We start from the raw sequence: 25,075 nt of genomic DNA on the forward strand, positions 1-25,075 counted from the left end.
AACTAAGAATGTAACAGGAGCTTCCGACATCGATGCCCAGATCATCTACCAAGATGATGAATTTGAATTTGAGATTGTTCGCAGTCGTAAGAAAATCACTAAGCATAAATCAGCGTTTAAAAACATCGATGATAGCAAGATTATTGGAGCATACTGCACGATCTATTGGGAAGACGGTAATGAGTACACCGAGATTATGACCATGAGTGAGATTCGTCAATCATGGAAGAAGTCGAAGCAAGGACCCGACAAGGAGAACAGCACACATAATGAATTCCCTGGTGAGATGGCAAAGCGTACTGTCATTAATCGAGCATGCAAGGCTTATATGAACACCTCCGATGATAGTAGCTTGATCATGAAACATTTCAAGGCACAGGATGAAATGATTGCTGAAGCTGAGGTGGAAGCAGAGATTGCAGAACATGCGAACGGAGAGATTATTGATATCACACCGGAAGTAGCAGCGGATAAAAAGGCTACTGAAGCTTCAACAGCAGAGAAGTCAAAAACTCCTGAGACCAAACGACAACCGACTGGAAATAAGGCTCAAGCTGGTAATGATCTTAACAATTTTGCTGATGATGTTCCTCCTCTTGAACAAGAGATGCAGTTCTGATGATTGACATCCAATGTCTCGGCTCCAGCAGCGCGGGTAACGCCTATCGCATATCTGACGGGCATACCGTGCTTCTGCTGGAAGCCGGTTTTCCTTATAAGTTGATACAGCGGGCGCTTAACTTCCGAATGTCAGACATTGCCGGATGCCTTATCACACATGAACATCTGGATCATAGCAAGGCTGCTCCTGACATCATGCGAGCAGGTATAAACATTTACACCAGCGCAGGTACGGCAACTGCTAGAGGGTTGTCAGGACATCGTCTGAAGATCATAAAGGCGTTAGAACAGTTCACAATTGGTACTTGGACAATTCTACCTTTTGATATTCAGCATGATGTGGAGGAGCCGTTAGGCTTCCTGCTAGCCAATCCAGAGGGAGATAAACTAGTCTTCCTGACTGATACTTACTATTGCCGACATCGCTTCAAAGAACTTACTCACATCATGGTGGAATGCAATTATTCCCGAGATATCGTCAATGAGCGGGTGGCAGCAGGGAGATTGCATCCTTCACAAAAGAAGCGGCTACTGCGCTCTCACTTCTCGCTTGAGAATGTGAAAGAATTCTTGAAAGCCAATGATACCCGGAATGTTGAGGAGATTTGGTTACTACATCTATCTGACGGTAATAGTGATGCAGAGCGATTCAAACAGGAGATTCAAGAGACTACCGGAGCACTTGTCAGGGTGGCTGACCGATGATCAACGACAAGCCTATGATGCAAAGTATGATGGGCGAACGGATCTGGAAGCTGATGAAGGTAGATCAAGAAGAGTTTAAAAGAGAGACCAAAGCATATTTTGCTCTTGGTTATCCCGGCTTCACAGTCAAGAGGGTGAAGTACCCGATAGTTTATTTGCAGGATGATAGAGATTGAAATGAATGATTTTTAGGGGATGATTTAATGCCCGATGGCAGTTACCCGTTTCCCATGTACTCCGGATTGTTGGAGCCAGAACACTACAAGAAAATAGGCAGCGCGATATGGCTTTTCCTATGGTGCGTCAGCTCCACCACTTCCGAGAAGGAACGGGACGGAACTGTTTGGGGCATCGTCCACGGGAATAAGCCATGGAAGCTTTCAGAGCTTGCGGAACCATTCGGAGCTACTGAGAAGACCGTGAGCCGTTGGTTGAATACTTTAGAAAGCCACGGTTACATAAAGGTCACTCGCGCTCCTTACGGACTTATTATCAACGTTCATAACTCGAAAAAATGGTCTATTGAGAGATCAGACAAAAATGTCCGATCTGAGGGGGAGAAAGGACAAAAATGTCCGATCTCTACCCCTAGTGATCAGACAAAAATGTCCGATCTCCAGGACAAAAATGTCCGATCTAATAAAGATATTACAAAGATATTGATTGATAGATGGATTAATGGCTTGGAAGAAGATGATCAAAAAGAGTTGAGTTCAAGATCCGGGGTGCTGACCGCCGCTGTGGGTGCCGTCTCCACAGGCCAAATAGATCTTGATAAACCGACAGTCGAGCAACGTGTCCTTCAAATCGAGCAGTATTACATGCAACGTAACGGGCTAATTAGTCCCGTTCCTTCCGATTGGGAACATGTTCGTGAGATTGCGAACGAGGCCATGCCGCTGGATCTCGTATACTTTTTCATCGATCTGGCAATTGCCCGTAAGAAAGCCAAACGGAGGAGACCTTCGGATAAGATCCGGACGTTCTCATATTGCAAAACCGTGATTTTTGGCTGTTGGGATGAATTGTCCTCATTTCTTGAGCGGTACCTAACTCCCCCTGTATCTTCACAACAGGGAACAGTCGCCCTGGGAGCCTCAAGAGAGCGTCCGAAAAGCAAACAGCAACAGGAAATTGAAGACTTAGAAGAATTCATCAAGGAGGAGGAGCTTCGTGAACAAGCTGGAAGTCGCTAAGCTGTACAAGACAATTAAGAAGCGTTATAGCAACTTTGATGCCAGCCTACAAGCAGTGGAGGAGGATCTCGATGTTCTAAAGGACATTCCATACGAGGTGGCTGTGTCAAACTTTCGGCAGCACTTCATGACCAGTGACTTTCCCCCGAAGATCTCACAGATACGTGGAAGATTGGGAGAGCAATTGGAGCGAGAGCGGATGCGAAGACAGACAGAGGAGCTGATGCATGAAATGGACGCATCGAGACTAGAAGCAGTACCTCCTCCGATCGGGCTGAAGGAGGAAATTTATGCAAGACTTAATGTCCAGCATTAAAATGCCACATAATCCAGAAGCTGAAGCTGCTGTATTGGGCGCAGTGCTAATCGACAAGGAAGGCGATGCTCTTGAAGCCATGCTGGAATTGCCGATTGATGCATTTTATAACCCGCAGCATCGATTCATTTTTGAAGCTATGGAACAGATCGCCGAGGAAGGTCAGCCGATCGATTTGGTTACTCTGACTTCTAGGATTCAGGACAACGGGCAACTTGAAGGGATTGGCGGTGTTAGTTATTTATCTAATATTGCCAGGGGTGTTCCTACCGCAGCTAATGTGGACTATTACATCGGGATTCTGAAAGAGAAGCACCTTCTCCGCGAATTGATTCGAACGGGTCTTGAACAAGCGCAGATGGCATCCGAGAGTGAAGATCCAGCTCAAGTACTGGCATCAGTACAGGTGAATGCTTCGCGCTTGTCTGATCAAGCTGCACCAAAACAAGAGTTCAAGAGGATTGGCGAGGTAGCTGTTGCGGTCTACGAGGATATGGAGCATCGAGCCACCAATAAGGCCGAGAACGGCATTAGCGGTATTCCTTCAGAATTCGTTGATCTTGACCGCTTAACTGCTGGTTTTCAGAAAAGCGATCTGATCATAGTAGCAGCTAGGCCTTCCGTCGGGAAGACAGCTTTTGCTCTGAATGTCGCTCAAAATGTAGCAGTGAGATCAAAGGAGACCGTTGCAATATTCAGCTTAGAGATGTCGGCGCCACAGTTAGTACAACGGATGATTTGTGCGGAAGCGAACTTAGACGCTAACCATATGCGGACAGCGGACTTCGCTGAAGACGATTGGAGGAAGGGCGCGGAGGCGATCGGTATCTTAGGCAATAGTAATATTTTTATCGATGATTCGCCGTCGCTGACCGTCCATGAGATCCGAAACAAATGCCGCAGGCTGAAAAAGCAGCAGGGACTAGGCTTAATTTTGATCGATTACCTTCAGTTGATCTCTGGTGCCGGCAAGCGAAATGAGAATCGACAACAAGAGGTGTCTGAGATTTCTCGGACACTGAAGCAGATTGCCCGGGAGCTTGATGTTCCAGTGGTTGCACTGTCTCAGCTCAGCCGCGGTGTAGAGCAGCGCCAGGATAAGCGACCAATGCTTTCAGACTTGCGAGAATCTGGCTCAATCGAACAGGATGCTGACATAGTAGCCTTCTTGTATCGGGATGACTACTATGACCAGCAAACTGAGAAGAAGAACATCATCGAGATCATCATTGCCAAACAGCGGAATGGTCCACTGGGTACGGCTGAGTTAATATTCCTGAAACAGTTCAACAAATTCGTCAACTATGACAGGGCTCACAACACTGAAACTGAAGCACCGAAAGACATTGATAAGCGCAAGTTGGCGCAGTAAAGGGGAGATTGGGATGAAGCAGGGGAAACGACCAACACGCCGACAAAAGCAGGAGATCAAGGAAGCAGGATTGATTGCTGAGAATTGGCTAGTAGAGCGGGATACACACGCTCAGTTAGTACTGATAAATCGGTACTCTAGCAAACTACGGACGATCAGGAGGGCAGTGTGATGGGTGCCTGGAACTACTGGCACGTGTATCACTACATGGTTACTCAGTACACTCATACTGGATTGGTGCCTGATCGTAACATACTTCTTTCTGAATTTGCGGAGCTAGGTGCATCAGAAATTGACGAGGGTATTGCTGAGTTTGAAACAGTAATGGGGAAGCGAGGTGAGGTCAGTTGATTCCTGATAGACCTATTGATCCTTTATTCCAGCAGAAGTATTACTTCGCTGTATTTGATAAACGTGGGCATGTCATCGGTACGGTGTATGTACTGGACACTGCAATGAAGCCGCGCAGGGAAGGGGATGGAAGGAAACATGATTCAATTCGTCGTATACGGGGAACCCGTAGCGCAGGGCCGGCCTAAATTTAGCACTGCTGGTGGATTTCCGAGAGCCTATGATCCCGCCAAATCTCGGGATTATAAGGATTATGTCCGTTTGGCTGCTCGAGATTATGCACCGGCTGCTCTGTTGGAAGGAGCTTTAGGAATAGCAATCACAGCCTACCGTTCCACACCTAAGAGTTTCAGCCAGAAGAAAGCAGCAGCAGCTGAGCGCGGCGAGATCCTGCCAGTCACTAAGCCGGACGCGGACAACTACCTGAAGGGGGTGAAGGATGCTCTGAAGGGTGTCATCTGGAAAGATGATAGCCAGGTGGTAGATGCTTTCGTCCGGAAACGGTACAGCAACCGACCGCGCATTGAAGTCAAAATCAAGGAATTATCTTAATCCAAATGTGAAGGGAATGGGGAATTGTGGGATATCTCGATTTTAAAGGTTTGGTCAAAAAGGTTGATTTGAAGGCAGACGGTGATGTGAACATCTTGCTTTGCGTTTCGGGCGAAGAACTTCGCGGAAAGATTGAATGGCTGCATGAAATGATTGGAGATAAGGTTACGGCGTCCTTTGATTCAACGGTTGTAAATTACAACATTGAGATTAATGCACGCACGGAGAAGCCTATTAGAACCTATAAGGTGGACAACGGTATTGTCTCCGAGGTTAAGCCAGAAGGCGAACAACTATCAATGGATTTGGGCCTACCCGCTGAGAAGATTGAAATCAAACAACAGCCGGCAGAAATTGACCTATCTGTAATTGAAGAATTTATCCAGTCTGGTCTGGCTCCAACGTATGAGGATTTGGATTATGACTTTGTCGCCTTTTCCCTCCGCTTGGCCAGTGGTGAGACATACATGAAAATCGCTTCTGAGCTCGGAATCAGTAGCGGAAAGATCGTCGAGAAGATTGATGAATATCGCAAGCGTGTAGCTCCTTCCGCAGCAGCTTGGCATGAGTGGATGCAGTCCCAGGGTGTAGCTCCTTCCGCAGCAGCAGAGGCTGCTTCAGTCACTGAGGATGGCGGCTCTGCTGAAGGTGAGGCGGGAGACATAGTCATCGAAGAAGTAGACGGATCCATTCAAAATGAAGAAGGTAATGGATTCACGCCTGATTGGGAATCAGATAGCGTCCAGCCTGCAGGTATTGAAGAGCATCCATCATCTGAACAAGATGAGGCCGATGAGGTCGACAAGGAACAACTTGACGCCTTCATACTTGCAGAACGTCCGATCTTTGCTGAAGTGGAGTATAACGGTCAACCTGTACCATTCCCCGACCTGCTGGAGAAAAGACTTAAGGAAAATAAGGTTTGGCGGGAAATCGTTAATGAGAATGGTATGACGAGTGGGCAGCTGTCATCGCGGTATAGCGTATACCGGAAGCTAGCAGCAAAGAAAATGAAAAGTAGCGGAGGAGCAGCTTAATAGCTGCTTCTTCTCTTACAAGGAGGTGACCACAGCATGTTCTTCATTGGACTCTATGCACTGGCCTTGAATTCTTATATCGAAGTGGTTTGGGAGACAGCTGTGCGTAATTATCGGATTGAGCAGCTGCAAGAACAAATTGACCTAGCACTCGACAACTGGGATGCAGCAGCATTTTATCAATACTCGGTAGAATTGGCTGAGCTGAAGGTGGTGCAAGCCCATGGGCAAATCACATACAAAAGATGAATCGATACGGAAGTTGGCAGACCGGATTACTCGGGTCGTTAAGGCACGAGGTATAACCGTTCAGAGATACGATGCTTACACCACTAACAGTGTTTATCTCAAGTTCGATTACGGAGCAGCGAATAGCGTCAGAATCAGTGATCACATGGGCAAACGTAACGTATCCAATCGTTTCAACTTACTAAAGAATATCGATCGCAGTTATGTTGAGCTTGATCGGTATCTCCGGTATTTTTACTGCACAGATGACTTCGATAAGCTGATCGCTGATATCATCCAGAACCGCAATGACCAGGTAGAGAAGTACGGACCCCGGCATTATGAATATCTGATGAAGCGTAATAAAGCAGCTAACACCGACACTAAGGGATTTTGGAGCACAGCCAGGATTGTATAAAAGGGAGGGACTTATATGATGGATCAAATAAAATCGGCTTTGGCCAATCTAGAGCCGCAGCTTAAGCGGGTATCGAAATTGATTGAGGAAGGAGAGAACGAAGGCATCTATGCCCGAGAGGATCCTGATGCTCAGTATCTTCGGGGCATGTTCAATGTAATTAGTGAAGATTTGAATAAGGCTCGGAGGTACATCCGCCAAATTTCTGCTCCACTGGTTGCAGAAGAAACTATTTACAAGCGGCCAGATGGACGGTACGGAAGCAGGACTTCATATTTCACATCAGGTCAAGCAATTGAGTATCTATACACCGATTCTTGGGGAGATCAAGTTTGGGTTTACTCCCACATCGAGCATAACGGCGATGATTACTACATTGTCGGAAATCCGAAGATTTCACTCGAAGGTCTGCGGGTCCGGGTCAAGAAGCTTCCCCTCTGGGATTAGTATGAACTGGCGCGCTGCTTCTATTAAGGAATTGCAGATGGTCCTATGGGATAGCGGCGCGCATCCGGTTCATCGGCAGGAAGCCGAGGCAGAACTGCTGCGTCGCCGCCCCAGACGCTGGAGCAAGTTGAATCAGAAGATCAGGAGGGGTTATCCAAGATGAAAACAGTTATTCGCTTACGTGACGATCAGGGGCGTATTATATCCGCCCGGGAAGAGCTGCAGCCTGAGCCTATAGAGGTCCTGCGAAATTTCAGCCTGACGCTGCTGCTGATCGGATTGGTGTTCTTATGGATATGAGAGAGATCATAGTAGATTCCTTCGCCGGCGGAGGCGGGGCCAGCACCGGAATGGAGCTTGCAATAGGCCGCAGCCCAAACATCGCCATTAACCACGATCCAGCTGCTATTGCTATGCACAAGGCAAATCATCCGGAGACAGAACATTACTGTGAGGATGTTTGGGATGTTGACCCCGTAAAGGCAACACGCGGGCGGCCTGTCGGGTTGGCGTGGTTTTCACCGGACTGCACCCATCACAGTAAAGCCCGTGGCGGGAAACCGCGCGAGAAGAAGATACGGGGCTTGGCGTGGGTAATAATCCGATGGGCGATTGCAGTTAAACCGCGTGTCATTATCCTTGAGAACGTTGAGGAATTCCAGGACTGGGGTCCACTTGATGAAGATGGGCAGCCGATTCCAGAGGAGAAGGGGCTTATTTTTGAATCATTCGTTGAGTGCCTCCGACAGCTGGGTTATGCAGTCGAATGGCGCGAGCTGGTGGCTTGCGATTATGGTGCCCCTACCTCTCGAAAACGGCTGTGCATGGAAATGCGGCGAGACGGCAAGCCCATTGTCTGGCCGGAGCCAACACACGGAGCGCCTGACAGCCCGGAGGTACAGGCTGGGAAGCGGAAGCCATGGCGGACAGCTGCTGAGATTATCGACTGGTCCATCCCCTGCCCCAGTATTTTTGACTCAGCGGATGAGATCAAGCAGAAATACGGACTGACTGTTAAGCGCCCACTGGCAGACAGCACTCAACGGCGGATTGCTTTCGGATCTGTAAAATACGGATTTGAAAACCCTAATCCATTCATCGTAACAGTGAATCATTCCGGCGAAGGATTCAGGGGGCAGGATATCTATAGCCCACTCGGAACAATGACATCGAAAAATGGATATGGCCTTGTGCTTCCATTCTTGACGAAATATCACGGTGATATAAAAGGCCAAAAGGCTTGTGGACAAACACTTGATAATCCTCTGCTTACCCTGGATACTGCCAATCGCTTCGGGCTGGTCACTGCGAATATCATCAAATTCCGGGGCACGAACATTGGGCAGTCAGTAAATGCACCTCTGCAAACTATAACAGCCGGCGGCAATCATCATGGTTTGGTATATGCATTCTTGGTGGCTTATTACGGATCGAGCATAGGGCAAGACCTGAACAGCCCGCTCCATACAATACCGACACATGATCGGTTTGGCTTGGTGATTGTCCACATCATGGGAGCGCCATATGTTGTAGTGGACATCGGGTTCCGAATGCTTACCCCCAGTGAACTTTACGCAGCTCAAGGATTTCCCTGCACTTATATCATTGATGGATATAAGGAAAATGGTCGCCCGGTTCCAAAATCGCAGCAGGTAGCCAAATGCGGCAACTCAGTTTCTCCGGAAATGGCGAGAGCTATGGTCCAGGCAAGCGTCCCGGAATTGTGTGTCGGAGCTGGCCGGGCGCTATCCCTGGAGAGATACAAGCCTGCTGCGGGGCAGATGGAGTTTAGCCTATAACTGCCGAAGCTGATGATTGCAGGTGGGGGCCGTGCGATTCTTGCATTCACTGGTGATTTCATGCTTACCTCCGGCCTTTAGCCCGCATGGCGTCGTGCAAATCACCAGCGTACTGCAATGCAGTGAGGATATCACCAGATTGTTCTGATGAACGCATTTGTTCGTAGATTTCCTGATACTCCGGAAACTCATTCACAAAAACAATGAAGTATTCCCATTTTGGCTTTAACTGATACATCTTAACATCCTCCTTTTACTGAATAACTCTTACTGGACTATATACGACACAAGTAAGAGATATTTAAGGGCAGCTGATAGTTTTCTGCCCTTTTCCCGACCTAACCATCGTTCCATCCCCCTCAATAGTTGCGGAGGGAAATTAATATTTTGTGAAGTTGTGATGTTTGGCGGGTTTCACATTAACTATCGTTACGACATGGAATTTAGTTGTGAGGATTCAGGATTTTGTTGAAAGGAGGGAGTTGTTAATGATCTTGCAAGGAGACAACATGCAGATCATGCCGACACTGGGGGCCGAGAGCTTTCACACTTGCGTGACCAGCCCACCGTATTGGGGCCTCCGGGATTACGGCATACCGCCGACAGACTGGCCGGAAACAACATATACACCTATGCCTGGGCTACTGCCGGTGACTGTGCCAGCGTGGACCGGATGCCTCGGGCTGGAGCCAACGCCTGAAATGTTTGTTGCTCATTGTGTGGCGGTGTTCCGTGAGGTTTGGAGGTTACTGCGCAAGGATGGGACGCTCTGGCTCAATTACGGGGATAGTTACGCGAAGGCTGGTATCTCCGGAATGGGTGATCCTACGACAGGCGAGCGGAACCTCGGCGGTATGAGGCCGATATCAAAAATAATTCCGACTGGACTATAGCCGAAGGATTTGATCGGCATCCCGTGGCGCGTAGCTTTTGCGCTTCAGGCAGACGGTTGGTATCTGCGGATGGACAACATATGGAGCAAGCCTAACTGTATGCCAGAGAGCACCCGAGACCGTCCGACGAAGGCGCATGAGTATATGTTCCTTCTATCGAAATCCGAGCGCTACTACTATGACAGCGATGCGATAAAGGAGCCAATGGCAGCAGCAAGCATGGTTCGACTTGCTCAGGATCTCGAGGGACAGACCGGATCATCCCGGGCGAACGGCGGAGCTAAGACAAACGGTAACATGAAGGCAGTCGGAGGTTCAAAGGGGGCATTCGGTCCTCCTCAATCTCGGACTAGAGCCAAAGGTAACACCAAGACCTTCCGTGGGGGGGAGTACACCGGGGCCAAAGCTTCGATAACTCCGAAATGGTTGAGAGGCAGAGCAGTGGTAACATCCCGAATGATTCCGGATCCCGAAACAAGCGGTCAGTTTGGACAGTGGCCACAGCGCAGTTTGCCGAAGCGCACTTCGCCACATTCCCGGAAAAGTTGATAGAACCTTGCATCCTGGCAGGTGCTCCGCTGGGCGGACATGTCCTTGACCCCTTCGGCGGCAGCGGAACCACCCGGAAGGTCGCACTAGAGAACAACCGGGAATGCACAATCATCGAAATTGGTCCGCAGTATGTGGAGATTGCGCAGCGGCGGACGGCAATCATACAGCAACAGTTATTTTGAGATTAATTTAAAAAACAGAGGCTGGTATGGGCCGTGTAAAATTTCTTACCACCAATCAAGTGCGGATATTAACTTGGCAAATTCTTCGCGTATTTCGTAATCCCATTCTTCATCATTCGTTAATTTCGCTGCTACTAAGTCGCTACGTAGTTTCTCATATTCCGGATTTTCAAGTACAAATGCATCAATGAGGAAAGTGGTTTTTAGGATTGGATGTGACATATAAAATTGCTCCTTGGAAATTTCGAGTATCGCTTTGCGACCTAAATAATTCTATATAGAAACAATCATTATGTTAACCAGTAATCAAAAAATATTTGGAGGGTGAGTCAAAATGAAGGCCATAACAATAATCCAGCCCTGGGCGACACTTGCTGCGATTGGGGAAAAGGGATTTGAAACACGCAACTGGTCCACGAAGCATCGTGGTGAGCTGGCGATACACGCTGGTAAGAAGATCGACAAAGAAGCTTGCGAGGTACCACAAATCAAGGCAGCGCTTGCCCGACATGGATACACTGCAGATAACCTGCCGACCGGGGGCGTACTCGCAATCACAAATTTAAAACAGGTCTATCGGATAACTGATGTCAGTGAGATAAATTGTACTGCTTATGTGTTAAATGACAATGGTCGTGTCGATGCAGTGATTGATGAAACCGAATATTCCTTTGGTTGGTACGAAGAAGGCCGTTATGCCTGGAAAATGACGGACGTTAAGCAGCTGAAGGAGCCCATCCCGTCAAAGGGACAACAGGGCCTCTGGAATTGGGAAGGAGCAAGTATGATACGCAATCTATAGTGTTGAATTATATTAAATTAATAGCTGCCCTCTGGAACCAGAAGGCAGCTAAATATTAATCGACTATTGGGTTACAGGAAACTTTATCCCAAAATATCTTGTTAGATCTGGATGTTCTCTACGCATAAAAGAATCTACACCATAAGCACCTTTGTTTGGACCACCATAATTCTCAATATCGTGAACTACTAGATAAAGTTCAGTTTGTGTGTACTTTCGTTTTTTTGAACCTGGTGGTGTAAAGGTTTTAGTAGGATTTAAACTGCGGGCAAGTTTGCGTATATTCCGTGCTACTTCAGCCATTAGTGCATCTGTTTTAAGCATAGTCAGCATCCTTTCAAATGGGAGTAAGGCTATTAAAACACAGATATTTTTATTAATGAACAGAAGAAATAAGTGTATTTCATACAATGAAGGCTCCGTATACCTACTGGGGGTATATACGAGACACGCAGCGAGGCACGAAAAATGAAAATTCGACAATAATGTGAATAACCCCCATATCCTTGGCCGGGGCGGGAGTCCTAAAATGAAGAGCATTCCTCTTGACATTATAACATAAAGGGGAATGAGGGGAATGGCGATAGCATACGAGCAAGGGGAACTGTTCGCTACAGCATCAGACAAGGAAATCGAAGAAACCGAGTTCTATCTCGAACGATATAGGGACATGATTTTGTTTATTGAGGATTTCAATGGATTCCAATCAGAAATGGCTCAGGTCGCGGTTGATGGAGAGGTTGCTCGCAGGCTAAGCGCGGACGAGCTGTATGCCGACAAAACGGCCAATGCTGTGATCCTGACTGAAAAGCAGAAGTGGATGTATGAGCGGTATCGCGTTTATACGTTCATGATCTTCCGGGCATATAATCTAATCCCGCACCAGGGAATAAAGAAGGTGATTAAAGCTCGCTTCATTGAAGGACATAACCGCAGCAATACGATCCTGTTTACTTACTCATCAGGCAGCACCGTGGATCGTTACATTGAGAGGGGAACTAAGATGATAGCAAACTCCCTAGTACAGATGGGATTCTTCGATGAAATTTTGAAGAGAAACTGAGGAAAACATGGCGGAATAACGGGGTTTTCTGAACACCACATGAGTATTCTACCGTGCTATATTGGTAATGTGGAAATCAGGCGAGAGTGACACGCACGGCTACAGAAATGTAGCATTAACCGGGGTGTACCTCCTCTCGCTTTTCTATTTACTCCAACCTTGAGGGTGTGTCATTCCCTTTACCCCCCAATAACCGTGACCACGACGGGTAAAGGTTGGATCGTGGAGGTTGCCGGCTACCTGAGTAAGTGCCGAACAAAATACTGGATAATGCCTGTTGAGGAGCGATAGCGCCGAGGGTGAATATCTCCCATTCCGGAAATGGCGGATTAGCGATAGCCGCATCTAATAAATTATCGCCTTATACATGTGGGGTGTCTGGACGCAACGCCAGCAAAAAACTGGCTGAAGCCGGGGTTCAAATCCCTGCCCCCGCTATTATCGAATGAGTGAGAAAATAGGAGACAAGATGAGATTTCAGGGAGCGTATTGCCTGTGATCGGATGTAGCGGCTTTGACTTCGATTTCTCAGTATCAGTAAAATGGTGTTGTTCTCCTCTGTAACAATGGAGGTAAAGACTTTAAGCAAAGAGCGTAGCGCATTTGCTGCGGACACTTAGCGGACGCCATTGTTTAAAAAGCGTTTGATTTTTGCTTTAATCGTTATTTATTCATTAAAAAACGTACATATACCAGCAGAAGTCGCTCATTATTGGGCGGCTTTTTATTATTCCGGAAGGAGTTGCGGCAATCGTGAATATGAAGCTGAACGATGAGAATGAACTGACATCCGGATTGATTATCCTCTGCTGCAGCAAGCACCTGTTCGTTCCTCAGTCGGCTCTTGATGAATGCGAGGAAATATTCTGTATCGAATGTAATAGCCCGATGCTGTTCAAAGGCAGCGATAACGCCTGGTATATTCCCGGAAAGAAGGTTGATTTCTAATGGCGAAGACAAAGCGAATGAAGCAGAAGGACCCGCCCCAGCAGCCAGAGAAGTGTGTCGGGTGTATCTGGGGAAGATGGGAAGGAACAGCACAGTTTTGTTCCAGGGTGAAATGCCAAAGAGACAAACCTCAGTCTCCAAAGTATCTCGAAAAATATCAAGTGGTTAACGCTTGTCAGGGTATCTCTCAATTTACGGATGAATACCTTCGGAGACTAGCTAAGAAAATAGATTGGCCAGATTAGTGCGAGAAGGGAAAATCTTCCTAGACGTCGAAATATGATGTCGAAGGGAGGTGTCTAAAAGATGGCTAAGACAGATTATGAATTAGCAGCTGAGATCACCCAAGAACTTATTAAGGCAAGGGGAGTAGCGATTTCGGGTGTTGACGCTGCACACTCGGCAATAGCGAGTTTCACACAAGTTCATTTAAGCGCGGAAGCTGTAGCAGATGCGTATAAAGTGATTCTTAAAGGGGTAAGAGAAGGAATAAGAGGATAAAACGAAGCACCTTAACGGGTGCTTTTTTTCATGCCTATATATGACCTTCTGTGAGACTATTTCAGCGCTTTAGAGGAAGTCCGTTTGTGAGGATGAAACTGAATAAGGGCAGGACGGTACAATCCACACAGCGTGCTGACTGATTACAGCCAGACCCTACAGCAAAACCGACTTAACATAAATTTCACATGCGCTGCTACTTTACTCAACCTTGACTAGCCTCTTAAATTGTCTGATACTGGAATAGAAAGTCACTTTTTAGGAGGATGGTTATGAGTAGAAACATTAAATATGCACGTCCTGGAGATGGGAAATATACAGCCGAGAGTTATACTTCTGTAGATCGATATCCTGATAAATGTCCTATCTGTAATGTCGTTCTTGAACCCAAAATTATTTATGCTGGTTACTTTCAAGAGGGTGATTCCGAGATAGTATTCATGTGTACTAGAAGAGAGTGCCAATCTCTTTTTATTTCGTATTATTATTCAGGCTACATAGATGAATGGCAATATAGAAGAAGCGCCCCTCACAATCTATTAACGCCAGAATTCAGTGGTGAAATAAATGAACTATCACCATTGTTCAAAGAAATTTATGGACAAGCATATACGGCTGATAATTCTGGACTGAATCATGTAGCTGGAATGGGATATAGAAAAGCTTTGGAATTCTTGATAAAAGATTACTTAATTAATTTTCTTGAAAAAGAAAGAGAAGTTATTGAGAAGAAACTTTTAGGAAAATGCATTAAGGATGATGTTGACAACTCAAATATCAAACTGGTTGCTGAAAGGGCAGTTTGGATTGGGAATGATGAGACACATTATGTCCGGAAATGGGAAACCAAAGATATTTCTGACCTTAAAAAACTAATTGATGTCACAGTTCATTGGATTTCATCAGAGATTATTACCAAAAGAGTCATTGAAGAAATGCAATAACTACAACGGCACCTGAGTGAATTCAGGTGTTTTTTCTTTGCCCGAAATCTCATCCCGGGGGTGGTGATAATGTAATGGCCAGAGCAAGAGATCCGAACCGTGACCATGCAAAACAGATATGGCTAGATCACGGAGGAAACATAACCAACCGGCATATCGCCGAGCAGCTGAGCATCGATGAAAAGAAAGTTGCCGTCTGGAAACAACGTGATAAATGGAATGTTGTACAACAATCTTCAGATTCTGTTGTACAACAAAAGCGCGGTGCACCTAAAGGTAATAAAAATGCTGTCGGTAATCGTGGTGGTGCACCTCCCGGCAGTAAGAATGCGCTAGGTAACAAGGGAGGCCATGGCGGTCCCTTCGGTAACAAGAAGGCCGTTACCACTGGTGAACATGAAATGATCTGGATGGACACTCTTACTGAAGCCGAACAGCAGCTAATGGATCATATTAATACTGATCCAGTTGCTCAGGCTGATGAATCTATTACCCTTCTTTCTGTACGGGAACGTCGCATGATGCAGCGGATCAAGAACCTGATGGACGGCCTTACCGAGAAAGAGCGCAGTGAGTTGCAAGAGCTTAAGAGCATCAAGGGCATGGGTACCGTTCACGATGAGAAGTCAGGCATTACGAAGAGTGTTCCGGTTACCCGGGATGAAATGGTACTCTCCAAGGTGGAGGAGAAGACATTCCGCAAACTGGATGACATCTTGAAGCTGGAGGAGGCCTTGACCCGCATCCAGGATAAGAAGATTCGGGCCATTGAGCTGAAGAACAAACTTATTGCGGTTGATGAAGAGAAACAGGTTCGCACGGAAATCCTTCGGATTGAGCTTCAGAAGATGCAAGGAGCAGAAGGCGCAACCGCGAGCTGGACTGATGCAATTCGTGAGATTGCAGAGCGGCGCAGAGCCCTGAAAGCGAGTGAACAACATGAGTAGTAAACCATACAATGCTGTCGCTGCTCTGACTGATCTCATTGATTTGTACTGGGACGATCCGGTCGCTTTCTCCGAAGATATGCTCGGCTTTGATCCAGACGATTGGCAGCGGAAGGCAATGGCTGATGTATCCATGCATCCACGTACCAGTATTCGCTCCGGTCAGGGTGTGGGAAAGACGGCATTCGAGGCAGCTCTTGTTATCTGGTTCCTCTGTTGCCGACCTAACCCCAAAGTGGTGTGTACAGCCCCGACCAAGCAGCAGCTGCATGATGTGCTTTGGGCTGAGGTTTCCAAGTGGTTAGAACGCTCGCTGGTAAAGAACCTGCTGAAATGGACCAAGACCAAGATTTATATGGTAGGCCATGAGGAACGCTGGTTTGCGACAGCCAGGACAGCGACGAAGCCAGAAAACATGGCAGGGTTTCATGAAGACTACATGCTATTTGTAGTCGATGAAGCCTCGGGTATTGATGACCGGATCATGGAAACCATACTCGGTACACTATCTGGTGATGGAAATAAGCTTTTGCTATGTAGCAACCCGACTCGGACGAGTGGGGTTTTTTATGATTCTCACAATCGGGACCGATCAAGGTTCAAGACCCATAAGGTTGATAGCAGGGATAGCAAGCGCACCAGCCGCGAGAACATTGAGATGCTGATTGATAAATATGGAGCGGACAGCGATGTTATCCGGGTCCGTGTCTTCGGAGAGTTTCCGAAGGCTGAAGCAGATGCTTTTATTCCCCTCGAGCTGGTAGAACTTGCGGCAGGTGCTCGTGTCGAAGCGAGAGGTGACACTCTTCACATTGGAGTGGACGTGGCACGCTTCGGAGATGATGAAACGGTTATTGCCCCACGAGTCGGTATGAAGGTATTTCCACTGCAATGCTACAACAAGCAAGACACCATGGTCACCGCTGGTAGAGTTATTGCTGCTGGCAGGGAGATGTTAAGAGATACGCCAACTCTTCGCCGCGTTGAGATCAAGGTCGATGACAGTGGGGTTGGCGGCGGAGTCACGGATCGTCTTAATGAAGTGATTATTGAAGAGGGTTTATCGGATTGGAGAGTTATACCAGTGAACAACGGTAGCAAGGCTACTGATGATGAACTGGAGCATTATGAGAACAGAGGTACAGAATCTTGGGCTGTTCTCAGGGATGTTCTACAGGAAGCATTCTCCAAGCATATGCAAGGTGCTCCGATGGACATCGAACTTCCTAACGATGAAAGATTAATTACTCAGCTGTCACAGCGGAAGTACCGTATGACCAGCAAAGGAAGGCTTGCTCTGGAGCGGAAAGAGGATATGAAGAAGCGCGGGCTTGATTCTCCTGACCGAGCTGACGCGGTGATCCTGTCGTTTGTAACCGAGAAGGATATGCAATACACCAATCAACGGCCTTCGGGCTGGTAAAAGGAAGGTGAACACAATGACCATCATTTACAGCAAGAAGCGTTTCCCACCACCACCGTATGATGTTGAGGTTGAGGACATGAAATATTACCGGCTGCTCTACGGTGGAGATCATGATCAGATCTTTCCACGTGCCCGAAGCATCCAAACCACAGAGCGCGTGATTCGGCGGTCACGACCTGGATTGATCCGCCGAGGTGCTGCGCCGGACATCAAAATAACTTCCGAGCACCAGTATGTTGTGGTCAACTTCGCCAGTCTGGTCGCTGAGGTACCAGCTGATCTGATTAATCGTGCGCTTGGCAATGTGTCGGCTGATGTAGAAGCTGGACCTGAACTGGAGTTTGTATCTAGTGTGGTTGCCGCATCCAAGCCTAATGACAAGATATGGGCAGCAGTAACACAGCATCAGGTCGATGGATTGATCGCCTACCGGATCCGCCGGAGCGCTAAGGGGAAGGTCTGGTTCGAATGGCTACTCGGCGATCGTTACTTTCCACACGAGGATGGTAATGGGGCTGACCTTGCTTGGATTGAAGAATGGGATGATAGCAAAGGTAGAAAGCTGAAGTTCCTCCGAGTGGAGCGCCAAGAGTTGAGTGAAGAAGGTCTTACCATTCAGCAGATGGTGTTTAAGATGGACGGCGAAACAGTAGCCGACGAAATAGATATCAAACAATATGCTGAAGAATATGAAATCGAGATCCCAGAAGATGAGACATTAAAGGATGTAGCAGAGCTGTTATGTGGTTTCGTTATAAATGATGAAACTCTGCTACACCCCCGTGGCCGTTCTGCTCTTCGGAATATCGATACTATCCAAGAAGAGATTAACTGGACGATTACGCGGGATTCCATTGTCTTCGATAAGCACGGTAAGCCGAAGCTGGCTATACCTCGAGCACTATGGGATACAGTCGCAAACCAGAACCAGAAGGATTACGGTGCTCGGTTTGTTCGCGGTGCTGATCTTGAGGTTGTGTCATTTGACGAGAAAACAGGAGCGATTCCACAGTACATTACCTGGGATGCGAAGACAACACAATCCTTCGAACACGTTAATCGTCTGATTCGGTATATGTTGGCTGTATCCAAGACATCTATTCAGGCTGCTGGCATGGAAGATGGAAAAGGAGATACCGGAATTGCACTACTGTACCTCTGGATACAATCAGTCATCAAAGCAGATGCGATCAAAGGCAAATTCGATGCAGCCATTAAAAATGCTATCCGGAAGTGTATGCTGTTGGAAAATGCGCTGGGTAGTGCTGATCTAAAACCTGTTAACCCTGTCATTGAATGGGGAGACATGTTGCCTAAGGCAGATAGTGAGAAGGATACAGAAGAAACAGATAAGTACGACAAAGGCGTTCAGTCCCTTGAAACCACAGTACGACGTCTGCACCCTGACTGGTCGGAGGAAGCAATCACGGCTGAGATCCTGAAAATTCAAGATGAGAATGCGGTTGATACCTTGAACCCGACCTTCACACAGCCGCCCCGGGTAACGGTGTAATATGGCTACAACAGAAGAACTGATTGCGCTATATATCCAGACGGATGAACGCTTGCGTTCTTTAATTCAAACACTGTTTGACGGAAACAATTCAAATCGTCGTAAACAGCAGCTAATTCAACAGGTGGATGCAATTATTGATGAGCTGACCAATAATGCTGGACAAGAGCTAGCTGATCTTATAGGAAGCGAATACCGAAATGGAGCTAATGCGGCTGTTGCACAACTTGTTGCTGCCGGCATTGCTCGGGAAGTATTGGACGTTACCGTTAATGCAATTGTGCATCAAGGAGCGGCACAGGTGATCTCAGACGATGGATTCTATTCGATTCTTGAAGCATCAGAGCACATGAGCCGTGATGCCAAGCAGCGCATCGAGGATGCTGTCAGGATCGCGAATGAACAGTCACTTATCGAAGGTGTTAACCGGAGACAGGCTACACAAAATGCTGTTGCTAAGGTTAACAAGCAGGGCATCACTGGGATGATAGCCAAGAATGGTGCTGAGATCCCAGCCGACAAGTACATGGCTGGGGTTGTGCAGTATCATCAGCGTAAGGCACATGTCACAGGTACAGAAAACATGGCTGTTCAGAACGGGCAGGACCTGGTGTATGTAAACTTTGTTGGCATTACTTGTTCGTTGTGTGCCAAGTATCAGGATCGCGTTTATTCTATTAGTGGTAATGACAAGCGATTCCCTAAGCTGGACCTGCGACCGCCTTATCATAGTCATTGCGTTCACTCGCTGTCAGTATGGGTTGAGGAGTTTACTTCTGCATCTGAGGTTGAGCAGACCATTAAGGACAGCAATCGGCCATTTGAGGATAACCGTACTGAGGCAAACATGAAGCGGTACAACGAGTTACAGCGGGAGAAGTCGCGGAAGAACGAGACTCGCAAGCAGTGGATCCGTTACAAGGCCACTCTTCCGAACGACACACCGGACCTAAAGCAGTTCGCCAGCAACAAGATGCGTGGGACTAGGAAATACGCTGAGCTGCAGGAGCTTTACCGAGAAGTGAATCAAATTAATAGAAATACTAATCTATCAACAAATCTAACCAATCGCTAATAATATTGAACGGATTACAGACCACTTCGTAAGTCTTTGGTATAATGTGGATGTAATTATACCAAGTTTGGGAGATGAGTCCATGGAATCGCTCTAGAATATCATACTGGTTGTACAACAACAGCCGTTCCTGCATAGAAAGATAACCAATATAACAGTCACCGTAAAATGATCCCTAAGTATAGAGAAATGCTTAGAGTATGGAGCAGTAAAAACGTTGAGACACGTTATTCTAATCTTTCAAAAGAAGAAATCAATGAAATTATTAACGCTTAATTGGACCCTACAAGGGTCCTTTTTTTATGTCCAAAACACCGTGAAGACGCCATAAAAGCTGCGGTAGGCAGTCCACCCGGACTTAAACAGGAGGTCTATACCATGAAAGAAAATATCATCAGAAAAGCAACACGTTTTCCTTTGGACTTGCAGCTGTTTGCTGAAGAGCCTAACCCAAATCCGGACCCGAATCCTAACCCTGATCCAAATGATCCGAACAAGGGGAAAACCTTCACACAAGCTGATCTAGATGCAGCTGTTCAGTCTCGTCTGTCTCGTGCCGAGAAAGCGGCTCAGAAGACGCTGGCAAAAGACTTGGGTTATGACTCGGTTGAAGCTATGCAAGCAGCATTGAAGCCTTCGAAAGACAAGGACAAAGATAAAGACAAGGGGACACTTGACCCTGCCGAGGTCAGCCGTCTGGTTGACGAGCAAATCAAGGAGCGCGAAACGGAGCAGAACAAGAAGATCTTCCAGCGCTTACTTACTGCCGAGGTTAAGGTTCTGTCAAATGAACTCGGGTTTGCTGATTGGGAGGATGCTTTCGCCCTTGCTGATCTGACTGCTGCCAAGGAAGACGAAAAAGGCAATCTGACGGGTGTCATGGAAGCACTGGATGCGCTAGCAAAGAAGAAACCACACTTGCTTAAGACAAAACAAGGTGGCGGTAAGTTCGGCGCCGACATCACTGGAGGCACTGCTGATGATAAAAAGAAGCGTCGCGAGGAAATCGTTAGGCTAGCTCAGAACCGTGGTGCTGTCGGTGGTACAACAGCTCATGATCCATGGGCCAAAAAATAAGGAGGGAATAATTCATGAGATTGCAACCAAGACCACGTTTCACTGTCCAGGATGAATATGAAATTCTGGCATCATTTGAAGTTATCCGCGAGGTGACCAACGGGATCACCATTGATTCTGCTGCCGTTACGGCGGACGTCAATGGAGACAAGATCATTAAAAAGGGTATGCCAATGGCAAAGCTGACCGCTTCCGGTAAGTACGTACCTTACAAAGCTGCTGGCACGGACGGCAGCGAAAACCCAACAGTTATCCTTAAACGGAGCATAAACGTCAAGGACGGCGACCATGTTGTTGGCGGATATGAGGTTGCAAAAATCATCGCTGCTCGCGTGCCAGTCACTGTTGACGAAACCTTGCGCACAAAAATGCCACACATTGTTTTTGAATAATCTCCAATTAGAGAAAGGATGAAGAACAATAATGAACTCACAAATTATCACAGGTGGTCACCTGAAGTTAAATCTGCAGTTGTTCGCTGCCGGTGATCCGATTGATCTGACGCTGGAAGAAGCATTGTCAGGAGATGACTTGCTCGTCTATTCCCGTAATCTTGAAACATCCAACGAATACATCAGCCCTATTCTCTTTCCACCGCGTGAAGTGGCCGAGCTGACAGTGGACGTGATTCAAGAAGAATCTGCACGTCTTCCAGTCATGGCGAAGATTGCCGAACTCGGGACGGAAGTTGAATATGCTTCCCGCGAAGGCATGAAGGGAAGTCGCATTGAGATTCCAAAAATTCAACTCGGTCGGTATATGGACGAACGGCTTGTGCGTATGGCTCTCCAAGCATCGCAAAGCTATGGTCTGCGGTCCGAGGAAGTTAATCAACTACGTAGCAGACAGTTCAACGATGCACAGTTTACTGTAGATGCTATTCGAGCGCGACGTGAATGGACAGCACTCACTGCTGTATGGAGCGGGAAAGTCGTATACAACGAGGGAAATGTCAAGGTCGATGTTGACTACGGCTATACCTCCGAACAGAAGCCTGTCTTGACAGGGACGGACCTGTGGAGCGATTTCATCCACTCCACGCCATTGGATGATATTCAACACTGGGTTGATTTGTGGAGAGCCAAAGGTATCCGCCTGCGCCGTGCTATGACCTCTCAGAAGATCATAACGTACCTGCGGCGTAACCTGGGTATTCGTCGGCATTACCATGGTAACCCAACTGGTGAAGCACAGCCTCCACAGTTGACGAAAGCACAGTTGGATTCCGTTTTTGACGAAATGGAATTCCCGACCTTGGTGGCTTACGATACACAAGCCCGTACTGAGGACCGTGCATTGACTGGTGGCAAGTTGGCATTTACTACAGTTCGTATGGTGCCAGAGAATAGATTTATCCTGCTGCCTGATGGACCACTCGGTAACTATCTGTGGGCTAAGACCACAGAGGAAATGATTGCTGAGATCGAAGCTGAGCAAACTGGAGACATGGGCATTTACGTTTTCCGCGATGTGACGAAGAATCCGATCCGCATCCGCACTGCCGGCGTTGCTCTGAACTTCCCAGCATTTGCTTGGGCAGACAGTGTTGTTTCCGCAACTGTAATTTAGGAGCTCCATTAGGGGCTTCTTTCTTTTTATCAACTTAGAAAGGGTGAATCAAGTGGATATTAAGCTAAAAGGCGTAGTTAAGAACGGCGGCAAATGGATGAAGCCGGGAGACATTATCCGTAAGGTAGCTGACGAGATTGCTGAAGATCTGATTGCTAAGGGCTATGCCGAGGAAGTCGAGACGTTGCCGGAGGATGATTCCGAGCTCCAGGCATTGCGGGATCGAGGAAAGGCGCTCGGTGTTGCCAATGCGGGACGTTTGGGTGAATCCAAACTTAAGGAGACTATCGCCGAGAAGGAGTCTGACCTCCAGATGAAAGCTGCTGAGCTTGGTATTGAGGGCACGGAAGATAAGACAGCTGAGGAATTGGTTGATGCCATCGCTGAAGCAGAGAAGAAGTAGGTGATGGAATATGGCCACTACCGAAGAAGTCAATCTTTGGATAGAAGAGAATGTTCTTGACACCCAAGCGTGGGACAAGAAACCTCTAAAGCAGCCATTGGCTGTAAAACAAGCGGAGCGTAACCTTGCCCGTTGGTATCCGACAGCAGTCCAGACTGTGGAGATTGTTGCGCTGCAAGCTATTTGGGAGATGGAAGGACTGGATCCGGCGCTCAAATATCAAAAACACGGAGTGAAATCGGTTGATGACAACGGTGAAGGGGTCACTTATAGCGGTATCCGTGATGTAGTCGCGCCGGACGTGCGGGAGCTGCTTGGAACGCCTGCGTTTGAAATTGTGCCTGATGACGATGACAGCACCGATCTGCAATACGGTGGGTGCCTGATATGAGCCTTTTCGGATATCCTGCGACCGTAATCCATTATCACCCCGGTGTCGATGAGTGGGGGCGGCCTATCCCAGCTGATCCAGTTATCAAGGATGCCAAGGTGGTCGAGGAGCAGAAGCTGGTTAAGAACGCAAAAGGCGAGGAGATTACGATCGCTTACACTGTCTACCTGGAGGGAATCAATGCGGTCGGCTTCGATGACTGGCTACTTTACACTGACGCGCTCAGCACAGAGATCCGTATCGACGTGAAGCATTATGAGATCAGGAAGTATCTCGGTACCGATGATGTGAAAGAAGTGGTCCTTTATGGATAATGGCAATACTTTTTCGATCAATATCGAGGGACTGGATAAGATCATCGGAAGGTTAGATGATTTAGAAGGTGAGATCGATCGCAGATTGGAAGAGAAACTGACCAAGATTGCGCTGAAGATCATACACGATGCCAAACGACTTGCTCCTATTGATGAAGGGGATTTGGTAGGAGCTTTGGATATAGACGTGGTCAAGCATTTAATCGGGCTAACGTATATCGATCTTGGGGCTACCGTTGATGTGAATTCCTATGCAGTAGTTCAGCACGAAGGATTCAGAAGGACAAAAAGCGGTGCAGTTGTTCAATTCCAACCTGGCGAGAAAACTCGCAGCAAAGGTGATTACAACGGATACTCTCCTGGTAAGAAGTTTTTGGAGAATGCTATTAAGATGAATGAGCAATGGATTATAGAGGAGCTTTCTGGGCTTCTAGAAGGATGGTGATGCCGTGCTTGCATCTGAATTGATTGCTTACCTGACCGCAGCAGGCTATTCCGTGTATCCAGATCCTAATTTTATTCCTGCGGATCCCGTCGAGGCGAAACTCCCGACCTTGTACGTGATGGATTCCGGGGGATATCCTCCGGACAAATACGTTCCGACTCAGCGACCGACGTACCAGATCATCGTCAAAGGGAATTCATATAAGACATCGCCTGCAAACATGGCAGCAACTGAGGCACTGGCGAAGAGATTAGGAAAGCTATTACATCGCAAGCCAAATTATATGATCGGTAGCACTTATGTCTTTGCTAGCACTGAGACCATGCAACCAATTTACTTAGGGCTGGACGAAAAGGACCACCCTATGTATTCGACTAATTTTGAATTTTATTCAAAGGAGGCAACAACCATATGAGTGATGTTAACCAAATATTTGCGGGTCCAGGAGAATTCATTTGGGGCGTAGATGAAGAAGGTGCTCCTGAGGTGGATGCTGTTACGATTGATTTGACGCAAGGTGGTATTAACTTTACAACCACCACTACCTATTTTGAGCCGACTACGGATCAGACGGGTACAGCGCCAGTAAAATCAATTGCTACAGGTACTACAGGTGCGATTAACTTCGAGACTCCAGATATGGATTTCGCCAAAGTAACTAATTACAATCCTCATGCACTGAAGGTAACTGATGCTACAACTCCGACCAAGATTAAATACCAGGTTACTGGTTTGGCGGGGAAGGAGCTGCCACGTAAACGAGCAGTCATTAAGCCAGTGGGAGTTACCGATCCTTCTCGCTTTATTTATATTGAGAGCGTGGGTATCAAGTTTGACATGAATGCTGGTTTCAAGCTGGATGACAACCTGAAGATGACTATCTCGGCAATGGCTTATCCATCATTGGAAGCAACGCCTAGGGGGCTTATCTATACATGGGGAGATATAACTGCCACGGCATAAATAATAAACAGCACACGTAAGGAGA

The 25,075-nt window shown here is 47.2% G+C and carries 41 protein-coding genes and 1 pseudogene; 38 read left to right on the plus strand and 4 right to left on the minus strand.

Annotated elements, in window-relative coordinates; translation table 11 throughout:
* The 16 genes from MHH60_RS31815 to MHH60_RS31890 form a co-directional block, all read left to right on the plus strand.
* On the plus strand, positions 1–619 hold a 619-nt coding region (locus MHH60_RS31815), incomplete at its 5' end, for a recombinase RecT (RefSeq protein ID WP_341161206.1).
* Positions 619–1,326, plus strand: a complete 708-nt coding sequence (locus MHH60_RS31820) for an MBL fold metallo-hydrolase (RefSeq protein WP_076138910.1) — start codon at positions 619–621, stop codon at positions 1,324–1,326. The genes MHH60_RS31815 and MHH60_RS31820, both read left to right, overlap by 1 nt.
* Entirely contained in the window at positions 1,323–1,502 is a 180-nt protein-coding gene (locus tag MHH60_RS31825) for a hypothetical protein (protein WP_076138911.1), read from the plus strand. Before MHH60_RS31820 ends, MHH60_RS31825 begins: the two co-directional genes overlap by 4 nt.
* 27 nt (positions 1,503–1,529) lie before the next feature.
* Positions 1,530–2,522, plus strand: coding sequence for a helix-turn-helix transcriptional regulator (locus tag MHH60_RS31830; RefSeq protein ID WP_076138912.1), 993 nt, complete (start codon positions 1,530–1,532; stop codon positions 2,520–2,522).
* Positions 2,500–2,838 (plus strand): hypothetical protein, encoded by a 339-nt coding sequence (locus MHH60_RS31835; RefSeq protein ID WP_076138913.1) that lies wholly within the window; start codon positions 2,500–2,502, stop codon positions 2,836–2,838. The genes MHH60_RS31830 and MHH60_RS31835 overlap by 23 nt, the downstream gene beginning before the upstream one ends.
* Complete coding sequence (dnaB, locus tag MHH60_RS31840) at positions 2,813–4,210, plus strand: replicative DNA helicase (protein ID WP_076138914.1); 1,398 nt, start codon at positions 2,813–2,815, stop codon at positions 4,208–4,210. Before MHH60_RS31835 ends, dnaB begins: the two co-directional genes overlap by 26 nt.
* Positions 4,211–4,223: 13 nt before the next feature.
* Positions 4,224–4,382, plus strand: coding sequence for a DUF6906 family protein (locus tag MHH60_RS31845; RefSeq protein ID WP_179089007.1), 159 nt, complete (start codon positions 4,224–4,226; stop codon positions 4,380–4,382).
* Positions 4,379–4,561, plus strand: a complete 183-nt coding sequence (locus MHH60_RS31850; RefSeq protein WP_179088978.1) for a hypothetical protein — start codon at positions 4,379–4,381, stop codon at positions 4,559–4,561. Before MHH60_RS31845 ends, MHH60_RS31850 begins: the two co-directional genes overlap by 4 nt.
* Positions 4,558–4,749, plus strand: a complete 192-nt coding sequence (locus MHH60_RS31855; protein ID WP_143766810.1) for a hypothetical protein — start codon at positions 4,558–4,560, stop codon at positions 4,747–4,749. The genes MHH60_RS31850 and MHH60_RS31855 overlap by 4 nt, the downstream gene beginning before the upstream one ends.
* Positions 4,700–5,113 (plus strand): RusA family crossover junction endodeoxyribonuclease, encoded by a 414-nt coding sequence (locus MHH60_RS31860; RefSeq protein WP_076138916.1) that lies wholly within the window; start codon positions 4,700–4,702, stop codon positions 5,111–5,113. Before MHH60_RS31855 ends, MHH60_RS31860 begins: the two co-directional genes overlap by 50 nt.
* 26 nt (positions 5,114–5,139) lie before the next feature.
* Positions 5,140–6,150, plus strand: a complete 1,011-nt coding sequence (locus MHH60_RS31865; RefSeq protein ID WP_076138917.1) for a hypothetical protein — start codon at positions 5,140–5,142, stop codon at positions 6,148–6,150.
* 36 nt (positions 6,151–6,186) lie between these two features.
* Positions 6,187–6,399, plus strand: coding sequence for an IDEAL domain-containing protein (locus MHH60_RS31870; protein ID WP_076138918.1), 213 nt, complete (start codon positions 6,187–6,189; stop codon positions 6,397–6,399).
* Positions 6,374–6,796, plus strand: coding sequence for a hypothetical protein (locus MHH60_RS31875; RefSeq protein WP_076138919.1), 423 nt, complete (start codon positions 6,374–6,376; stop codon positions 6,794–6,796). Before MHH60_RS31870 ends, MHH60_RS31875 begins: the two co-directional genes overlap by 26 nt.
* A gap of 15 nt (positions 6,797–6,811) precedes the next feature.
* Positions 6,812–7,243 carry a DUF5348 domain-containing protein gene (locus MHH60_RS31880; RefSeq protein ID WP_076138920.1) on the plus strand — a complete coding sequence of 144 codons (432 nt, stop codon included), beginning with the start codon at positions 6,812–6,814 and terminating at the stop codon, positions 7,241–7,243.
* 159 nt (positions 7,244–7,402) lie between these two features.
* The gene (locus MHH60_RS31885; protein WP_179088979.1) at positions 7,403–7,543 is read left to right on the plus strand and encodes a hypothetical protein; all 141 of its coding nucleotides are present in this window, start codon (positions 7,403–7,405) and stop codon (positions 7,541–7,543) included.
* Complete coding sequence (locus MHH60_RS31890; protein WP_076138921.1) at positions 7,540–9,042, plus strand: DNA cytosine methyltransferase; 1,503 nt, start codon at positions 7,540–7,542, stop codon at positions 9,040–9,042. The genes MHH60_RS31885 and MHH60_RS31890 overlap by 4 nt, the downstream gene beginning before the upstream one ends.
* A gap of 64 nt (positions 9,043–9,106) precedes the next feature.
* On the opposite strand, the gene MHH60_RS31895 is transcribed toward MHH60_RS31890, so the two are convergent.
* A complete protein-coding gene (locus MHH60_RS31895) occupies positions 9,107–9,280 on the minus strand; it encodes a hypothetical protein (RefSeq protein WP_179088980.1) in 174 nt (57 codons plus the stop codon).
* Between the two features lie 280 nt (positions 9,281–9,560).
* Between MHH60_RS31895 and MHH60_RS33385 the strand changes: the two genes are divergently transcribed.
* From MHH60_RS33385 to MHH60_RS33395, 3 genes are read left to right on the plus strand one after another with little or no spacing between them, the layout of a single operon-like run.
* Complete coding sequence (locus MHH60_RS33385) at positions 9,561–9,935, plus strand: DNA methyltransferase (protein WP_445667991.1); 375 nt, start codon at positions 9,561–9,563, stop codon at positions 9,933–9,935.
* 9 nt (positions 9,936–9,944) lie between these two features.
* Positions 9,945–10,484: a DNA methyltransferase gene (locus MHH60_RS33390; protein ID WP_370511519.1), complete on the plus strand. Its 540-nt coding sequence runs from the start codon at positions 9,945–9,947 to the stop codon at positions 10,482–10,484.
* Complete coding sequence (locus MHH60_RS33395) at positions 10,430–10,669, plus strand: DNA methyltransferase (RefSeq protein ID WP_256715260.1); 240 nt, start codon at positions 10,430–10,432, stop codon at positions 10,667–10,669. The genes MHH60_RS33390 and MHH60_RS33395 overlap by 55 nt, the downstream gene beginning before the upstream one ends.
* 45 nt (positions 10,670–10,714) lie before the next feature.
* On the opposite strand, the gene MHH60_RS31905 is transcribed toward MHH60_RS33395, so the two are convergent.
* Positions 10,715–10,891, minus strand: a complete 177-nt coding sequence (locus MHH60_RS31905; RefSeq protein ID WP_179088981.1) for a hypothetical protein — start codon at positions 10,889–10,891, stop codon at positions 10,715–10,717.
* A gap of 112 nt (positions 10,892–11,003) precedes the next feature.
* On the opposite strand from MHH60_RS31905, the gene MHH60_RS31910 reads away from it, so the two are divergent.
* On the plus strand, positions 11,004–11,471 hold the full coding sequence (locus MHH60_RS31910) for an ASCH domain-containing protein (RefSeq protein ID WP_076138922.1): 468 nt from the start codon (positions 11,004–11,006) through the stop codon (positions 11,469–11,471).
* Between the two features lie 63 nt (positions 11,472–11,534).
* On the opposite strand, the gene MHH60_RS31915 is transcribed toward MHH60_RS31910, so the two are convergent.
* The gene (locus MHH60_RS31915) at positions 11,535–11,774 is read right to left on the minus strand and encodes a hypothetical protein (protein WP_143766811.1); all 240 of its coding nucleotides are present in this window, start codon (positions 11,772–11,774) and stop codon (positions 11,535–11,537) included.
* Between the two features lie 274 nt (positions 11,775–12,048).
* Here MHH60_RS31915 and MHH60_RS31920 point away from each other — a divergent pair, with 274 nt between their 5' ends.
* Positions 12,049–12,534: a hypothetical protein gene (locus tag MHH60_RS31920; RefSeq protein WP_076138924.1), complete on the plus strand. Its 486-nt coding sequence runs from the start codon at positions 12,049–12,051 to the stop codon at positions 12,532–12,534.
* Between the two features lie 299 nt (positions 12,535–12,833).
* On the plus strand, positions 12,834–12,983 hold the full coding sequence (locus MHH60_RS31925; protein WP_179088982.1) for a hypothetical protein: 150 nt from the start codon (positions 12,834–12,836) through the stop codon (positions 12,981–12,983).
* Between the two features lie 214 nt (positions 12,984–13,197).
* Here MHH60_RS31925 and MHH60_RS31930 read toward each other — a convergent pair whose 3' ends face one another.
* Positions 13,198–13,494 (minus strand): hypothetical protein, encoded by a 297-nt coding sequence (locus MHH60_RS31930; protein ID WP_143766812.1) that lies wholly within the window; start codon positions 13,492–13,494, stop codon positions 13,198–13,200.
* 294 nt (positions 13,495–13,788) lie between these two features.
* Between MHH60_RS31930 and MHH60_RS31935 the strand changes: the two genes are divergently transcribed.
* From MHH60_RS31935 to MHH60_RS32005, 16 genes and pseudogenes are all read left to right on the plus strand, one after another.
* On the plus strand, positions 13,789–13,983 hold the full coding sequence (locus tag MHH60_RS31935; RefSeq protein WP_076138927.1) for a hypothetical protein: 195 nt from the start codon (positions 13,789–13,791) through the stop codon (positions 13,981–13,983).
* 272 nt (positions 13,984–14,255) lie between these two features.
* Positions 14,256–14,927, plus strand: a complete 672-nt coding sequence (locus tag MHH60_RS31940; RefSeq protein ID WP_179088983.1) for a DUF4145 domain-containing protein — start codon at positions 14,256–14,258, stop codon at positions 14,925–14,927.
* A 74-nt stretch (positions 14,928–15,001) separates the two neighbouring features.
* A complete protein-coding gene (gene terS / locus MHH60_RS31945; RefSeq protein WP_076138929.1) occupies positions 15,002–15,874 on the plus strand; it encodes a phage terminase small subunit in 873 nt (290 codons plus the stop codon).
* Positions 15,867–17,297, plus strand: coding sequence for a DEAD/DEAH box helicase family protein (locus MHH60_RS31950; protein WP_076138930.1), 1,431 nt, complete (start codon positions 15,867–15,869; stop codon positions 17,295–17,297). Before terS ends, MHH60_RS31950 begins: the two co-directional genes overlap by 8 nt.
* Before the next feature lie 16 nt (positions 17,298–17,313).
* Entirely contained in the window at positions 17,314–18,813 is a 1,500-nt protein-coding gene (locus MHH60_RS31955; protein WP_076138931.1) for a hypothetical protein, read from the plus strand.
* Position 18,814: 1 nt separating this feature from the next.
* Positions 18,815–19,888, plus strand: a complete 1,074-nt coding sequence (locus MHH60_RS31960) for a phage minor capsid protein (protein WP_076138932.1) — start codon at positions 18,815–18,817, stop codon at positions 19,886–19,888.
* Between the two features lie 153 nt (positions 19,889–20,041).
* Positions 20,042–20,164, plus strand: a pseudogene (locus MHH60_RS33400) (YfbU family protein); the annotation flags it as partial.
* 102 nt (positions 20,165–20,266) lie between these two features.
* Entirely contained in the window at positions 20,267–20,965 is a 699-nt protein-coding gene (locus MHH60_RS31965) for a scaffolding protein (RefSeq protein ID WP_076138933.1), read from the plus strand.
* Between the two features lie 14 nt (positions 20,966–20,979).
* Complete coding sequence (locus MHH60_RS31970; protein ID WP_076138934.1) at positions 20,980–21,357, plus strand: head decoration protein; 378 nt, start codon at positions 20,980–20,982, stop codon at positions 21,355–21,357.
* A 31-nt stretch (positions 21,358–21,388) separates the two neighbouring features.
* On the plus strand, positions 21,389–22,534 hold the full coding sequence (locus MHH60_RS31975) for a major capsid protein (protein WP_076138935.1): 1,146 nt from the start codon (positions 21,389–21,391) through the stop codon (positions 22,532–22,534).
* Between the two features lie 52 nt (positions 22,535–22,586).
* Positions 22,587–22,937 carry a DUF7210 family protein gene (locus MHH60_RS31980; protein ID WP_076138936.1) on the plus strand — a complete coding sequence of 117 codons (351 nt, stop codon included), beginning with the start codon at positions 22,587–22,589 and terminating at the stop codon, positions 22,935–22,937.
* A gap of 97 nt (positions 22,938–23,034) precedes the next feature.
* Entirely contained in the window at positions 23,035–23,328 is a 294-nt protein-coding gene (locus tag MHH60_RS31985) for a hypothetical protein (RefSeq protein ID WP_256715261.1), read from the plus strand.
* Positions 23,325–23,642 (plus strand): hypothetical protein, encoded by a 318-nt coding sequence (locus MHH60_RS31990; RefSeq protein ID WP_076138938.1) that lies wholly within the window; start codon positions 23,325–23,327, stop codon positions 23,640–23,642. Before MHH60_RS31985 ends, MHH60_RS31990 begins: the two co-directional genes overlap by 4 nt.
* Entirely contained in the window at positions 23,635–24,087 is a 453-nt protein-coding gene (locus tag MHH60_RS31995) for an HK97 gp10 family phage protein (RefSeq protein ID WP_076138939.1), read from the plus strand. The genes MHH60_RS31990 and MHH60_RS31995 overlap by 8 nt, the downstream gene beginning before the upstream one ends.
* Positions 24,088–24,091: 4 nt before the next feature.
* The gene (locus tag MHH60_RS32000) at positions 24,092–24,502 is read left to right on the plus strand and encodes a minor capsid protein (RefSeq protein ID WP_076138940.1); all 411 of its coding nucleotides are present in this window, start codon (positions 24,092–24,094) and stop codon (positions 24,500–24,502) included.
* Positions 24,499–25,050, plus strand: a complete 552-nt coding sequence (locus tag MHH60_RS32005; protein ID WP_076138941.1) for a hypothetical protein — start codon at positions 24,499–24,501, stop codon at positions 25,048–25,050. Before MHH60_RS32000 ends, MHH60_RS32005 begins: the two co-directional genes overlap by 4 nt.
* Positions 25,051–25,075 lie beyond the last annotated feature (25 nt).

This window comes from Paenibacillus sp. FSL H7-0716 (assembly GCF_038002705.1).
In the GTDB taxonomy this organism is placed as follows: domain Bacteria; phylum Bacillota; class Bacilli; order Paenibacillales; family Paenibacillaceae; genus Paenibacillus_AQ; species Paenibacillus_AQ odorifer.